Origin of the sequence: Marinovum sp. PR37, from assembly GCF_028807375.1 — a bacterium.
GTDB lineage: Bacteria > Pseudomonadota > Alphaproteobacteria > Rhodobacterales > Rhodobacteraceae > Marinovum > Marinovum algicola.
Window position 1 is genome coordinate 83,348 of the sequence record NZ_JARAML010000018.1, and the last position, 14,625, is coordinate 97,972.

A 14,625-nucleotide genomic window follows, 5' to 3' on the forward strand; every position below is an offset into this window, starting at 1 on the left:
CTACTCCATCACCGGGCGCCATTTCAGCGCGAACCGCGAATTGCGCCCCTTGAGCGCGTCTTCCCGAAGCCGCAGTCTTTCGCGGCGCAGGGTTTCGGCATAGCCCATCAGCGCGCCGGACAGCAGCCAGGTCAGCGGCGTCAGCGTGGCATTGGGCACAAGCTCGGCGGCATTGGCTGCCAGCATCAGCGTCAGCGGGCCGACAAACGGCGAGATTTCGTCGGGTTTGCGCGCCAGCATCTCGCGCCAGAGCAGGAAGATCGGCAGCACCAGCAAGCCGAATTCGGCCAGAAAGCCCAGCCAGCCGTATTTGCCCATGACGATGATCCAGCGGCCATCGGTGATCGTCTCGATCGCGCCGGTGATGTCGTTGTAGATCATGTTCCGACCCCAGCTGCCCCAGCCGAAGACCGGCTTTTCATAGGCGCGCTCCAGCAGCATATCCTCGTTGTCGAAGCGGAACTTGAGCGAATTGGCGCGCTCGGTCTCGATGCTGGCGGCGGCGGCGAGCAGCCGTTCGCTGGGGATCATGTCGACCGCCTTGAGCATCGGATAGCCGATCGCCAGCAGCGCCACCAGCGCCGCGACCTTGAGCTGCGCCCGCACGCCAAAAAGCAGCACCACGGGGATCAGCGCCGCGGCAAAGAGCATGGCGCCGAGCGATTTGTACAGCACCAGGCTCGCTCCCAGCCAGAGCGTCAGCCCGGCATACATCAGCTTGCGCTTCTTTTCGAACTTGAACAGCGCCGCCGCGGCGGTCAGGGCCATCATCCCGAAAAAGGCCAGCCAGATGCCGTGATACAGGAACACCGTCGGCCGCCAGCCGCCAAAGCGCATGGTCTGGGCGAAATCATGCTGGAAATATCCGTAGATCCAGATGTTGAGCTGCGGCGAGAGCCGGGTTTCGAGCAGCGCCGGGAAGCTGTAGGCAAAGCCGGCCCACATCAGCACCAACAGCACCATGCGCTGCGAGGCGGCCTCGACCAGATACTGACGGGCCAGCACGAAGGGAATGAAGATCAGGATCTGGGTCAGCGTCAGGGCGATCGCGTCGGTCACCAGAAGCCCGGGCAGATGCAGCACGTCGCCCCAGCGCACCGGCTCGGTATTGGTGATCACCGTGGCGATGGGTGAAAAGATGAAGATCAGCATCAGCGCCTTGCCGAGAAGCGTGTCGGGCAGCACCGATTTGCGCAGGCCGTAGGTGGCAATGGCCATCATCAGCGCGGTCAACGCCGGGATAGAATGCTTGTCGAGCGGCGGCAGCAGCGGAAAATCGAAGGCGGCCGGTGGCGGCGGCAGGATCAGGAAACCGCTGACCAGACAGATCACCAGCGCCTGCGGCAGGGACAGGCGGCGAAACAGGATCACCGTCACCACTGGCCAGACAGCCAGCATCAGATTGGCCAGGATATTGGGCATCAGCGCGTCTTTGGTTGCAACAGCGGAACACTAGAACAGGAATGCGGCAGGTTTTGGGCCGGTCGCAGTCTAGCCGCCGGCGGCCGGTTTGGGAAAGGGGGCGTTTGCCCGGCGCCATACGCGCCGAAATGGCGCAGGGCAGATTTTTCGCTTGCACTCGGCCCGGCGCTTGGCCAGCGTATGCGCGATTGTCCCTAATTCATACAAGACTCCATTGCCCGACCGCCGCAAGATAGCCTATCTCTGCGATCTTTCTCCGCAGGATCCGCTGACCTATTCCGGCGGCAATGCGCGCATTTTCTCTGCCTTGCAGACCCATGTCGGCGATGTCTCGGTGCTCGATCCCGGCTGGGGCCGGATCGATCCGTTGCGTCGGCTGATCTGCGCGCTGCCCGAACCGGTGACCATTCGCGCGCTGTGGCGCGCCCGGCTGGGGCTGTCGCGGCTGATCGCGCCGGAGCTTCAGAAACAGCTGACCCGGGGCCGCTATGACGTGCTGTTCTGCGCCTATGCCTTTCACGCGCTGGCCGGGCTGCGGGTGCCGCCGGGGGTGTTCTCGATCTATTCCTCGGACGCCACGCCAACCACCTACAAGCGCTCCGAGGTGGGGCAATCCTTCGGTTCCTACCTCAGCCTCTCGCGGATGTTCGATCCGATGATCCTGGGCGCCGAGCGGCGGGTGTTCCGGGCGATGGACCTGCTGCTCTGGCCGACGGAATGGCTGAAATCGGGTGCGGATGTGCTTTACGAGCTGGCCCCCGAGCGATCTGTCATCCTGCCCTGGGGCGCCAATGTGGCCGATCCCGGCGCGGTCGATGTCCCGCCGGCGCTCAGCCGTGGCGCCCGGCTGCGCTTTGCGCTGATCGGTCGCGACTGGCACGCCAAGGGCGGGCCGCTGGTGCTCGAGACTGTTGAGCTGCTGCGCGCGCGGGGGGTGGACGCGGTGCTTGATGTGATCGGCGTCACGCCGCCAGAGGCGGCCGGCGCGGAGTACATCACCGCGCATGGCGTGCTGGACAAATCCCGCCCCGAAGACATGGCGCGTTTCGCGGCGGTGATGCGCCGGGCGCATTTCCTGTTTCAACCCTCTTTCGAGAGCTTCGGCTTTGCCTTCTGCGAGGCCTCGGCTTATGGGCTGCCGGCGCTCTGCCTGCGCATTGGCGGCGTGCCGGTGCGCGAAGGCGTCAATGGCCATGCCCTGCCGCTGGGCACCGGCGCCGAAGGCTTTGCGGCCCGGGTCGAGGCCTATCTGGCGGCGCCGCAGAAGTACGAGGCGCTGCGCCGGTCGTCCCGGCGGGAATACGAAGAGCGGCTCAACTGGGATGCCTGGGGTCGGTCGGTCGACGCTCATCTGCGCGCGCGGCACCGCTAAGAGCGCCCAGAGCGCTTTGATTTACCGAAACTGGACCTATCCGCTGGAATTCACTGGCGCTATCGCGGGCGCGGTCAAAGCTTTAGCCTGCGGCCACACAATGGGCGCCGTCCGTTCCACAGATTCTTCAGGAGATGCCGACCGATGAAAATGACCACCGAAGAAGCCTTCGTGAAAGTGCTTCAACGCCACGGGATCGAACATGCATTCGGCATCATCGGCTCGGCTTTCATGCCGATTTCGGACCTGTTTCCCAAGGCCGGCATCCAGTTCTGGGATTGCGCCCACGAAGGCTCGGGCGGGATGATGGCCGACGGCTACACCCGCGCCTGCGGCAAGATGAGCATGATGATCGCCCAGAACGGGCCCGGCATCACCAATTTCGTCACCGCCGTGAAAACCGCCTATTGGAACCACACGCCGCTCTTGCTGGTGACGCCGCAGGCCGCCAACAAGACCATCGGCATGGGTGGTTTCCAGGAAGTCGAGCAGATGAAGCTGTTCGAGGACATGGTGGCCTATCAGGAAGAGGTGCGCGACCCGTCGCGCATCGCCGAGGTGCTGAACCGGGTGATCCTGAACGCCCATCGCGCGTCTGCTCCGGCGCAGATCAACGTGCCGCGCGACTACTGGACCCAGGTGATCGACATCGAACTGCCGGAGATGGTCTCCTTCGAGCGGCCCTCGGGCGGCGAAACCGCGATTGCCGAGGCGGCCAAGCTTCTCTCCGAGGCGAAATTCCCGGTGATCCTGAACGGCGCCGGCGTCGTCCTGGCGGATGCCATCGACGACTCCATGCAGCTGGCCGAGCGGCTTTCGGCGCCTGTCTGCGTCGGCTATCAGCACAATGACGCCTTCCCAGGCTCGCATCCGCTGTTTGCCGGGCCGCTGGGCTACAATGGCTCCAAGGCCGGGATGGAGCTGATTTCCAAGGCCGATGTGGTGCTCTGTCTCGGCACGCGGCTCAACCCGTTCTCGACCCTGCCGGGCTATGGCATCGACTATTGGCCCAAGGATGCCAAGGTGATCCAGGTCGATATCAACCCCGACCGCATCGGCCTGACCAAGAAGGTCTCGGTCGGCATCGTCGGCGATGCCAAGAAGGTGGCGCAGGGCATCCTCGCGGGGCTGGATGACAGCGCCGGCGACGACGGCCGCAAGGACCGCGAAAACCTGATCATCCAGACAAAATCGGCCTGGGCGCAGCAGCTCGCCTCGATGGACCATGAGGACGACGACCCCGGCACCACCTGGAACCAGCGCGCCCGCGACGCCAAGCCCGACTGGATGAGCCCGCGCATGGCCTGGCGCGCGATTCAGAATGCGTTGCCGCGCGAGGCGATCATCTCGTCCGACATCGGCAACAACTGCGCCATCGGCAATGCCTATCCGACCTTCGAGCAGGGCCGCAAATACCTGGCGCCCGGCCTCTTTGGCCCTTGCGGTTACGGACTTCCGGCGATCATCGGCGCCAAGATCGGCTGCCCCGACACGCCGGTGGTGGGTTTTGCCGGCGACGGCGCCTTTGGCATCGCGGTGACCGAACTGACCGCCATCGGCCGCGCGGAATGGCCGCCGGTGACCATGGTCGTCTTCCGCAACTACCAATGGGGCGCCGAAAAGCGCAATTCGACGCTGTGGTACGAGGACAATTTCGTCGGCACCGAGCTTGACGACGGGGTGAGCTATGCCGGCATCGCCCAGGCCTGCGGGCTCAAGGGCGTTCAGACCAAGACCATGGACGCACTGACCGAGGCGCTGAACACCGCGATCAAGGATCAGATGGAGAACGGCAAGACCACCTTGATCGAGGCGCTTATCAATCAGGAGTTGGGCGAGCCCTTCCGCCGCGACGCGATGAAGAAACCGGTGGCGGTGGCCGGGATCGACCGGGCCGACATGCGCCGTCTTTAACGGCGGGGCGGGGCCCTGATCCGCCAAGGGGAAAGGGCCCGGCTAAAGCGCCAGCGTCACCACGGTTGCGGCGACGATATCCGCGACCGTCGCCCCGCGGCTAAGATCGCAGACCGGGCGGCGGAACCCTTGCAGGAAGGGGCCGATGGCCTGGGCGCCGGCCAGTTCCTGCGCCAGCTTGTAGGCGATGTTGCCTGCGTCCAGAGAAGGGAAGATCAGCACATTGGCATCGCCCGCGCCCGCCCCCTTCTTTGCCGCGATCCGCGCATTGAGTGCCGCATCCGCCTGGACCGGCCCGAGAAAGCCGGTGGCCTCGGCCGCCGCGCGCACCATCTCGACGCCGGGCCCGCTGCCGCTGCGGCCGGTGGAATACGACAAGAGCGCGACGCGCGCCGGGCCGAGCAGCGCCTCGCAGGAGGCTGCCGACGCCAGGGCGATGGCGGTCAGGCCCCTGGCATCCGGGGCGACGGTGACCGCGCAATCGGCAAAGATGATCTCGCGCCCGTCGGGAAAGACCATGACAAAAAACGACGAGGGCTGTGCCACGCCCTCTGCCAGGCCGATGGCCAACCCGGCCGCCTCGATCACCTTGGCGGTCGGGCTGTCGGCGCCGGCGACCATGGCATCCGCCTCGCCCGCCGCCACCATCGCCGCCGCCCGGATCAGCGGCCGCGTCAGCATCCGCTGGGCGATCCCTTCCTTCATGCCACGATTGGCCGCCAGTGCCGCGATCTGCGCCTCGCTCACCGGGCCCAGGCCCACCGGCTCGGCCAGGCCCTGCCGGCGCAGCCGGGCGCAGGCTTCGGCGACGCGCGGCTCGTCGATCTCGGGGAAGACCACGCGGGCTCCGCGCCCGCGCACGGCCTCGTATGCCTTTTCAAGAACTGCCATGCCCCGCCTTTCCGCATTTCCAGGAGACCATGATGACTGACGACGTGAAGATCAACCGGGGCCTCAAGGGCATCTACTTTGAACGCTCCGGCGTCAGCCATATCGACGGACGGGCCGGCGAACTGCTGTACCGGGGCTACACGATCCATGATCTGGCCGAGCACAGCACCTTCGAGGAGGTCTGCTATCTGCTGATCCATGGCGAATTGCCCGGCGCCGCTGAGCTGGACGCCTTCGACGCCGCGCTCAGGGCCGCTCGGCACCTGCCGGCGGCAGTGCATGAAATCATTCGCGCCACGGCCGACGGCCACCCGATGGATGTGTTGCGCACCGCCGTCTCGGCGCTGGCGGCGCTGGAGCCGGACAGCCGCGAAACCGGCGCGGAGGCCTTTCTGCGCAACGGCATCCGTCTCGCCGCCCAGGTGCCGATGATCATTGCCGCGCATGAGGCCATCCGCAACGGCCGCGACCCGGTGGCGCCCGATCCGGCGCTGGGTCATGCCGCCAACTGGCTCTGGATGCTGACCGGTGAGAAGCCCTCGGCCGAGGCGGCGCGGCTGGCCGATGTCGATTTCATCCTGCACGCCGAGCACGGCGCCAATGCCTCGTCCTTCGCCGCCCGGGTCACCGTCGGCACCGAGGCCAATCTGCACGGGGCCATCGTCACCGCCCTGGCCACGCTGGCCGGGCCGGCGCATGGCGGCGCCGCCGAGGACGTGATGAAGATGGTGCGCGAGATCGGCACGCCGGAGAACGCCGCCGCCTACGTCAAGGCCAAGCGCGCCGCCAAGGAGCCGGTTACCGGATTTGGCCACCGGGTCTATCGCGCCGAAGACCCGCGCGCGCGCCACATGCGCGACGGCGTGCGCAAGCTGGGCGAGGAAAAGGGCGCGCCGGAGTGGTACGAGATCTTGCAGGCCGTGGTCACGGCGATGCAGCCCTATGCCCGGCACGGGCTGAACGTGAACGTGGATTTCTACTCGGGGGTCGTCTATCAATTGCATGGCATTCCGATGGATCTCTACGTGCCAATCTTTGCCATCGGTCGAATGCCCGGATGGATCGTGCAATGCCTCGAACAGCAGCAGAGCAATATCCTGATCCGGCCGCTTACCCTGTACAACGGGCCGCAACGGCGCGCCTATGTGCCGCTGGGAGACCGCGATTGACCCGCAAGCCGCCCACGCTCCGCCCCGACAGTCGGCTCAGCGAATGGTTGGGCCGATGGCGTGGCATGGCGGTCAGCGTCGCCGACCCCGACCTGCCGCGCTCCAACGCGCCCGAGGCGCCGCCGGCCGCCGCCGCGATGCTCGGGTTGGGGCTGCGGGCCTTCGACCGGGTGGTGCTGCCCAAGGCGGTCAGTGCCGCGATCGCGGGCTGCAAGCACCGCTTCGGCTGGGTCGCGGGGCCGCCGATCGAGGAGTGGGAGCCGATCGCGCTTCATATCGATGCCGAGGCGCGGCTCTGGCTGGCGGTGCAGGATTACGAGACCGACGAATATGCCATGTGGATCGTCGGCTTTGACGACGATCTCGCGCCCCGCAGGCTGCGCCGGGCGCCGGATCTTGCCGGTGCCGCCCAGCCGCCCCTGCCGGAGCGGGGCGACGAGGTTCTGACCTTCTGAGGGGGCTTACTTGCGGCCGCCGAACCAGCCGCGCATCCGGCTTCCGGTGCCTTTCACTGCGTCGGAGGCATCGGCAAAGCCTTCCTCGACATCCTCGAGCATCGGATCGATGCGCCGTCTACGGAACCGCCGCCAGCGCACGTAGATCGCCCAGAACACCAGCGCCGTCAGCGTCAGGATGATGATGTTGGTCCAGGGGATGATCGTCACGTCGGGGCTGTCCACCCGCCGCACGTCGACGGCGTTGGGATAGATCGACAGAAATTCGTTGCGCCAGCCGTAATGTCTGATCACCACCCAGCGCGGGTTGTCCGAGGTCGAGCGCAGGTCGGCGGCCTCGGTTTGCAGGTTGGCGGTGTCGAACTTGAAATAGGGCGGCCAGCCCCAGCCGGTATCCTCGTTGCGATAGACCATCGGCCGGCCGTTGTCGCGGATCGTCTGGATGAAAAAGACGTCGCGGTTGACCTGACCGGTGGCATTGCCGCTGTCGGGGCTGGACCAGAAGATCGAGTTCTCGCCGAAATCCACCCGGCGGATCTCGGTATCGGTGATCCGCGCCACGTCATGCTGCGGCAGGGTGTAGTGGAAAAAGGCGCCAACCAGGGCCCAGAAGGCCAGGATGAAGAACCATTTGATGTAACGCATGTGAGAGGCCCCGTGATTTACTGGATATGTAGTGCCTTGCCGGGCATTTGGAAACATCTGCCGGCGGCTTGAGCCCGCCCGCCGGAGATTTTCAGACCGCGACACAGGGGCGCGCGACGATGGTTCGGCCCGCGAGGGGCTGGGCCGGCGGACGCTAGTGGAAGTTGGTGAAATAGATCACCGCGGTGATCAGCGCCAGCGGCACGACATAGACCCCGAGGATCAGCTTGCGGCGCAGGGATTTGTCGTATTCGGCAAGCCCGTCCTCGACAAAGGAGCGGCGGGTCGCCTCGTCGCCTTCGAAACCGTCGGCCTCCCATTGCGCCTCGAGCTTGTCGCGGCGGATCGCGCGGGAATAGAGCGACAGGCAGATATAGACCACGGTGAGAAGGAGAAAGCCCAGGCCCGCGAGTTTCAGGAATGCCAGCATCGTCTAACGTCCTTTTACCGCGCCCCAGGGGCCGACCCGGGCGATCAGGTCGTCGCCAGGCTCTTGCATCGGGGGCTCATGGCCAAAGAGTGCGGCACGCGCCCCGGCCTTGTCCACCTGATATTCACGGGTCAGGAAATCGACAACATAGCTGCGCTTGGTCTCGGACCAGGCGCGATAGAGCTGATAGAACAGTTGCTTGTGGCAGATGAAGAGCTGGCGGATGTCGCGCGGGGCCAGCTCGGCCAGCAGCATGTTGACGAGGTCGCGGTCGGGTGTGTCGGCGGCGCGCAGCGACAGGAAATAGGACGGGTGCTCCGAGGTGATGCGCGGCCAGTCGCCGGCGCCCTCGGCCCAGTGCACCAGCCGGCCCAGCCCGTGATAGGCCTCGGGCAATTGGCCGGCGTGGCGCCGCGCCAGGTGGCGAATGTCGCGCCGCGTCGCCCCGGTGAGATCGATCCCGGCGTCCTGGGCGGCGTCGACGACGATGAAATCCATCTTTTGCCGCAGGATGGCGGCGGCGTCGAGGCCGGGCGCGGTGACGATGGATTCGACCAGGCGGTTGCTTTCGAGAAAGCGGGCGATGCGGCTGCGGTCCGACAGGTCGAAAACCGCGCCGATCGGCAGGTCTTGCATTGCGGTCTTGTCGCCGGCGGTGATCAGCGCCGGCCGATCGACCGCGCGGAACAGGTAGAAGCCTCCGAAATGGCTGGTCCAGAAGTTCTGCGTCTCGAAGCTCATGGTCTCGAGCAGCACCGGGTTGCGCAGGATGTCGCCGGTGTTCCGCGCCGCGCCGATCATCCGTGCGATCAGCGGGTCATCGAACCAGGCATCCTCGCGGGTCTTGAACTCATCGACCATTTCCGCCAGCTCCCGCGCCTGCCGCAACGTGCCGCCGGTGGTGTCGGCCTCGACGGTGATCTTGCGGATGTCGAGCAGGCGGGCGGGCGTGGTCAGGCTGAAGATCGAATTCACCAACTCGCCGGCGACGGCATCGCGGGCGGTGAGCGCAAAGAGCTGGGCCTCGTTGGTTTCGATGAACTGTCTGAGAATGGTGCGGCTGGTGGAGAAGGTGGCATCGAGCAGCGGCGCGGTCTTCTGCTCGGTGGTGAGCAGGATGAACTGCCGGTTGACGCCATGGTGGTTGAGATAGAGCGGATCGCCCAGCTCGTCGCCGATTTCCGGGGAGAAGCCGGAGATGTCGATGTGGAATTCGGTGAGGGCGGTCTGCGTGCCGGCCAGATGCCGGAGCGCGCGGTTGTAGCGGTCGATGAGCGCGGGGCTGTCGACGCGGATCAGGTTGCCGAACATGAGGCCGGATTGGATGAGGCGGTTCATGGTTTAGGATTCATAGATCACCTTGATCTTACCCGATTTAGAAAGGGATCTGATGAAGCATCCTCCCGCACCGCGCACTTCTAACTCTATCTTTTTATGAAACCTGGCAAACGTGCACACGGTCTCCCAGACGGTTTCGTCCGCACAAGGAAAATAAAAGCACTGGACGGAATGCTCTCTAATAGCTGCCATCTCATGCTCGAACCCCGGACGATGGAACTTGTAATCTTGAGTTATTACAACCCATCTACGTTCTCCTGCGATTGCTAGCCATTCATCGTCAGGCGTCTTCTGATGGAACCCCTCGCCTTTGGGGTGGCGAACCTGAAACGGGGTGCCCCGAAGACGATCGAGGGTTCTAGGTAGTGTCTGCCCGAAGGTTCTGTCAAAATAGTAGGTTAGTTGATCCATCGCGATAGACGTCGGTCTTCTGGAAAAATTCTTTCAAACAATAATGCCTCGATAACCTGACCTTCTTCCAGTCCATAATCACTGGCGATTTCATCAACTTCTTCTCCGATTGCGAACCGGGTCTTTATCAAGCTGGTTTTCACGCCGCCGACCTGCGGTGCGCCAAAAGAAAGCTTAGGATTGATCTCAACTTCTTTATCCGATCCCGCAACTTTCCAGCTAATGGCGGTTCCATCGTCGTCGTAGTTAAAAGCCTCGAGTTTTCTTTGGATGAACGCGGTCCAAAAGTATTGACCGCCGTGATTGTGGGCCAGCAACCTATCAGTCAACACGTCACCAAGCGGACCTTCAACTTCGCGGAAAATGTCCGCACCATCGGTCTTGAATTTCAGCTGCGCGAAAGGATAGGCCAGCCCCGTTTCGCGGATCATATCCTCTCGGGCTTCCCGAATTTCTTTTAGCTTGACGCCAGCTCGCCGCATATCAGCTACGACGGCCATTTCTATCAGCTGAAGAAAGGATAGCGCACGATTTGGTTCTTTTTCGGAAAGAGTCGAGCGGGCATCCTTGCCACGGGACTTGTGCCACGCTGATACGGTCTGCGGTGAAATACGAGCATAGCACGCGGCCTCGCCGATCCGGTATGTCGGGATCGTGAGCCTATTCTTCCAAGCAGCCGACCCGTGTTGCACACTCATTTTACTCGCTCCTCAGAGTGTTAGATAATGCTTGTAGATGGTCTTGTCCAATCCTGAGGTCGCCCTTGTCCATAACTTGCGCTTAATTGCGCTTTCTCCGCCCACTCCCTACCCTTAAGGTCCGGGACGGGAAAACGCAGGGATCTTCCCTTGCCCTCCAGATATCGCCGCTTTGCCTCTTCCTGCCGGCCATACTCCCGCACCATGGCCGCCTCGTCGGATTTGTCGGCGTGGCGGTTGATCTCCTGGGCCACCATCTCCGGCGTCACCGGTACTCGCTGCGCAGCCCTCGGCGCAAGGTCGCCCGTCCCGGACTTGATCCGGGACCTCTTGGCCAACGTCGCGATGAGGTCCCGGATCAGGTCCGGGACGGCGAAGCACCAAACTCATCCCTTGCCCTCCAGATATCGCCGCTTTGCCTCTTCCTGCCGGCCATACTCCCGCACCATGGCCGCGATGGCCGCCTCGTCGGATTTGTCGGCGTAGCGGAATTCGCTGTCGGCGTAGCGGTTGATCTCCTGGATCACCATCTCCGGCGTCACCGGCACGCGCAGCTCGGAAATCATCGCCAGCTTGGTGTCATAAGGCTGGTGCAGGAACAGCGTCGGGTCCTCCATCCATGTGTCCGGAAGCTCGAAATCCATCGAACGCACCTTGACCGCATCGGTGATGTTCTTGATCGCCCGGCCGGTAAAGCGCGGGTCGGCCTGCTGGATGGCCTTCAGATAGCTGCCCATCCTGGCAATCGTGTCCAGCGCGCCGACCTGCGCGTGCACCCGGTCGAAGACACGCAGCAGGCCCTCCTCATGCGGACGGGCGTGGCTTTCGAAGCTGACGGCGACGGCGCGTTTGATCTCTTGCGCGGCAAAGGCCTGGTGGTCGCCCAGGGGGATATCGTGGCCCTTGCCCATCAGCAGATGCAGGATGTCGATGTAATCCTCGCGCGTTTGCGGCCCGTCGACGAGAAACCGCGCCCCGGCGCGCTGGCGCAGCGCGTCGTCGACGTTCTCGGGGTAGTTCGAGAACATGCCGAAGGTGCAATTGCCGCGCACCACGGTATTGGCGCCGGCAAAGCTCTCCATCAGGACGGCGGTGATCTCGAGCTGGCCGGCCGAGGACTGCCGGTCGCCGCGTTTGCCGGCAAGCTGGTCGATGTCGTCGATGGTGCCGAAGCCGATGACGTTCGGGTCGACGATCGTGTTGATGAAGGCCTTGGCGTTCTGGCCCGATTTGCCCTGGTAGCTGTCGATGTTGTCAGTTGACAGATTCTGGTAGCGGAACGGGTAGTCGGCCACCTTGCAATAGTCGTTGATCAGCCCGGCCATCATCTGGATCAGCGTGGTCTTGCCGGTGCCCGGCTTGCCGTCGCCCATGAAGGTGAAGATGAAGCCGCCCAGTTCGGCAAAGGGGTTGAGCCGGCGCTCGAAGTCATAGGCCATCAGCATCTTCGACAGCTTCATCGCCTGGTACTTGGCGATATGGTTGCCGACCACCTCATGCGGCTTCTTGAAGGGCATGGTGAGCGTGGTGGATTTGGCCTTGGCCGCCGGGGTGAAGCCGCGGATCGTCAGACCGTCGACCTCGACCTGCCACGTCGCGTTCTGGAACGGCGCGAGGTGGGGGGCGGCCTGGCTGCGCAAGCTCACCTTGTCCATCACCTGCTCGGCAAAGGCAGTCAGGGTGGCAATCAGATGGGCATCGTCGGGGGCGTGGGTGTCGATGTCCTGTTCCAGTTCCCACAGGAGGCCGTGCAGCGCGATCTGGGCATTGTCGGGGATCAGCTCCTCGACCTCGCCGACCTCGACGCTGGTTTCGGAGGCGTGGGGCGACAGCAGATAGGCGGTGGCATTGGCCCAGCAATGGGCGGTGATCAGCGCCTCGGCACTCAGACGCTCGGAGAATTCGGTCTTGCGGTTGGCGGGCAGGGCATGTGCGAGGTTGGCGCGTTTCAGATCGGCAAGGCCGGTGGCCTCGGCATAGGCCTCGCCCATGGCCTGGGCGATGGCGATGGCGCGGCGCAGGGCGTGCAAAGCGGTGGCTTGCAGGGGCGTCGTAAGGGCATCGTCGGCGTCTGCCGCCTCGATCGTGGCGCGCAGGCTGACGCCGTGTTTGGCGGCGGTGCGGCGGGTGGCGAGGCCGGGGGTGGTGGAGCGGAACCGCGAGCTGCGGGGAATGCCGGGGGAGCGCTCCTGCGCCCTTGCGGGAGCCGTGGCGGTGGCAATGCGCGGGGTGTGATCGAACCCGGTCAGAAGCGCCGTGGCGGCGGGGTAGTGTTTCCGGATGTCCTCTTCGCGAAGCTCCATCTGGTCGGTGGTCTGGCTCATGCGATTTTCTCCAAACGGGGCCGGGCCTTTGCCCGGCGTCCGGGTCAATAGGACAACACCCGTCCGCCCGGGCTGACGACGAACTTGCGCACCGCGGCAAAGCCCGGTGGGTTCTTTTCCGCCAGCACCTGAAACGGGCGCTGGGGCAGGATGATGGCGCGCTGGGTCTCGGTGGCGCCGGTGTCGACGCCCCGGCCCGAGAAGGGATCGAGCGCAAACACCTCGCGCTCCACGGTCGAGAACCAGCCGGCACGGGTTTCGGTCACGTCTTCGCTGCGCAGCATTTCCGAGGTCCACGCGAGCGTCCAGTCTTCGCCCGGCGGCGATTTCGCCTCGGCCAGCACGTCGCGGATCGGCCCGGACTGGCGGGTGAAGCTGTGCGAATACATCGGCCCGATGTGGAACCGGCGCAGGCGTTTGGGGTGGAGATCGTCAAAGCTCTCGTCGAAGCCCCGGGCGATGGTCAAAAGCTTCAGCGCGCCAAGCGATTGCGCCATCAGATGCCGCTGCACCTCGGGCCAGCGGCGCTCGTCCTTGGGCAGGGCGGTGCGGCCGGTGTCGTCCAGTTCGAGCACGTAGATCGTCGGCAGGTTAATCTGGCTGTCATAGACCGCCCAGTAAATGCGGTACTTGCGCCGCCCCTCGAAACCCTCGACCCAGTCGATGCGCGGGTCCATCCGGGCCCAGAACAGATGGCCCCCGAGCAGCTCCTCGTAATAGAGCCGCTGCGACAGGGCGAATTGCAGCCGGGTCGGGATCGCCTGTTCCGAGACGATCTGGCGGACCATCCGGTCCTTCAGCGCCGCGATCCCGGGCATGTTTTCCAGATGCGCCTCGGCCTGCTGCGCGTCATTGGCCATGACCAGCAGCTCCTGAAAGGTCGGAAAGCCGCTCTCGGTGGCGTCGATGGCCAGCGAGCCAAAGAACTGGCCGGTGTCGCGGCCGACCAGCAGGTACTTCATGCTCAGCGCCTTGAAGGTGTAGGCGATGCCGCGAATGTAGCGCGCGAGGATCTTGACGTCTTCGCGGCTCAGGCTGCCCTCAGCCTCCATCACCGCCGCCACCCGGCCGAGATGGGTGGTGATCGTCTCGAACTTGCGGAAATAGCGGCGCGAGGCGAGGAGGTCGGTGAGGCCGCGATGGTCCTGGGCCGGGTTGGTCACGATGCCACCTCGCGCCCCGGACGTGATCCGGGGCCTCGTGCCAATGGTGAGCCAAGAGGTCCCGGGGCAGGCCCGGGAAGGGGGCGTCGGGAGCGGGGCGGGCGGTGTGTCGCGTGGGAGACAAGGCCGCGACCGGTTTGGCGGCTCCGCCGTGATCGGATGCCGCCTCGCGCCCCGGACCTGATCCGGGGCCCCGCGCCTGTGGCGGGCCAGGAGGTCCCGGGGCGGGCCCGGGACGGGGGTGTCGGGGGCGGGACGGGCCGTGCGTCGCGGTCGGGCGGCGGTTGCATTGGGCGGCTCAGGGATGTCGAAATGTCACCTCGCGCCCCGGACATGATCCGGGGCCCCGCGCCTGTGGCGGGCCAGGAGGTCCCGGGGCGGGCCCGGGACGGG

General features: G+C 64.9%; 13 protein-coding genes. 4 read left to right on the top strand and 9 right to left on the bottom strand.

Annotated elements, in window-relative coordinates; translation table 11 throughout:
- The gene (locus tag PVW49_RS15415) at positions 1–1,422 is read right to left on the bottom strand and encodes a hypothetical protein (RefSeq protein WP_274590963.1); all 1,422 of its coding nucleotides are present in this window, start codon (positions 1,420–1,422) and stop codon (positions 1–3) included.
- Between the two features lie 214 nt (positions 1,423–1,636).
- On the opposite strand from PVW49_RS15415, the gene PVW49_RS15420 reads away from it, so the two are divergent.
- Positions 1,637–2,794, top strand: a complete 1,158-nt coding sequence (locus PVW49_RS15420; RefSeq protein ID WP_274565786.1) for a glycosyltransferase family 4 protein — start codon at positions 1,637–1,639, stop codon at positions 2,792–2,794.
- A gap of 144 nt (positions 2,795–2,938) precedes the next feature.
- Positions 2,939–4,708 (top strand): sulfoacetaldehyde acetyltransferase, encoded by a 1,770-nt coding sequence (xsc, locus tag PVW49_RS15425; protein ID WP_274565787.1) that lies wholly within the window; start codon positions 2,939–2,941, stop codon positions 4,706–4,708.
- A gap of 42 nt (positions 4,709–4,750) precedes the next feature.
- Here xsc and PVW49_RS15430 read toward each other — a convergent pair whose 3' ends face one another.
- Positions 4,751–5,599 (bottom strand): phosphate acyltransferase, encoded by an 849-nt coding sequence (locus PVW49_RS15430; RefSeq protein WP_274590964.1) that lies wholly within the window; start codon positions 5,597–5,599, stop codon positions 4,751–4,753.
- Between the two features lie 32 nt (positions 5,600–5,631).
- Here PVW49_RS15430 and PVW49_RS15435 point away from each other — a divergent pair, with 32 nt between their 5' ends.
- Positions 5,632–6,768, top strand: a complete 1,137-nt coding sequence (locus PVW49_RS15435; RefSeq protein ID WP_274590965.1) for a citrate/2-methylcitrate synthase — start codon at positions 5,632–5,634, stop codon at positions 6,766–6,768.
- On the top strand, positions 6,765–7,223 hold the full coding sequence (locus tag PVW49_RS15440) for a hypothetical protein (RefSeq protein ID WP_274590966.1): 459 nt from the start codon (positions 6,765–6,767) through the stop codon (positions 7,221–7,223). Before PVW49_RS15435 ends, PVW49_RS15440 begins: the two co-directional genes overlap by 4 nt.
- A gap of 6 nt (positions 7,224–7,229) precedes the next feature.
- On the opposite strand, the gene PVW49_RS15445 is transcribed toward PVW49_RS15440, so the two are convergent.
- The 7 genes from PVW49_RS15445 to PVW49_RS15470 form a co-directional block, all read right to left on the bottom strand.
- On the bottom strand, positions 7,230–7,868 hold the full coding sequence (locus tag PVW49_RS15445; protein WP_048533307.1) for a DUF1523 family protein: 639 nt from the start codon (positions 7,866–7,868) through the stop codon (positions 7,230–7,232).
- Between the two features lie 154 nt (positions 7,869–8,022).
- Positions 8,023–8,298, bottom strand: coding sequence for a hypothetical protein (locus tag PVW49_RS15450; protein ID WP_274590967.1), 276 nt, complete (start codon positions 8,296–8,298; stop codon positions 8,023–8,025).
- Positions 8,299–8,301: 3 nt separating this feature from the next.
- Positions 8,302–9,636, bottom strand: coding sequence for a DUF6638 family protein (locus PVW49_RS15455; protein WP_274590968.1), 1,335 nt, complete (start codon positions 9,634–9,636; stop codon positions 8,302–8,304).
- A 3-nt stretch (positions 9,637–9,639) separates the two neighbouring features.
- Complete coding sequence (locus PVW49_RS23750; protein WP_350153864.1) at positions 9,640–10,047, bottom strand: hypothetical protein; 408 nt, start codon at positions 10,045–10,047, stop codon at positions 9,640–9,642.
- Entirely contained in the window at positions 10,035–10,745 is a 711-nt protein-coding gene (locus PVW49_RS15460; protein ID WP_274590969.1) for a hypothetical protein, read from the bottom strand. The genes PVW49_RS23750 and PVW49_RS15460 overlap by 13 nt, the downstream gene beginning before the upstream one ends.
- A 386-nt stretch (positions 10,746–11,131) precedes the next feature.
- Positions 11,132–13,069: an AAA family ATPase gene (locus tag PVW49_RS15465; RefSeq protein WP_274590970.1), complete on the bottom strand. Its 1,938-nt coding sequence runs from the start codon at positions 13,067–13,069 to the stop codon at positions 11,132–11,134.
- A 44-nt stretch (positions 13,070–13,113) separates the two neighbouring features.
- Positions 13,114–14,232: a hypothetical protein gene (locus PVW49_RS15470; protein ID WP_274590971.1), complete on the bottom strand. Its 1,119-nt coding sequence runs from the start codon at positions 14,230–14,232 to the stop codon at positions 13,114–13,116.
- Between the last annotated feature and the right edge of the window lie 393 nt (positions 14,233–14,625).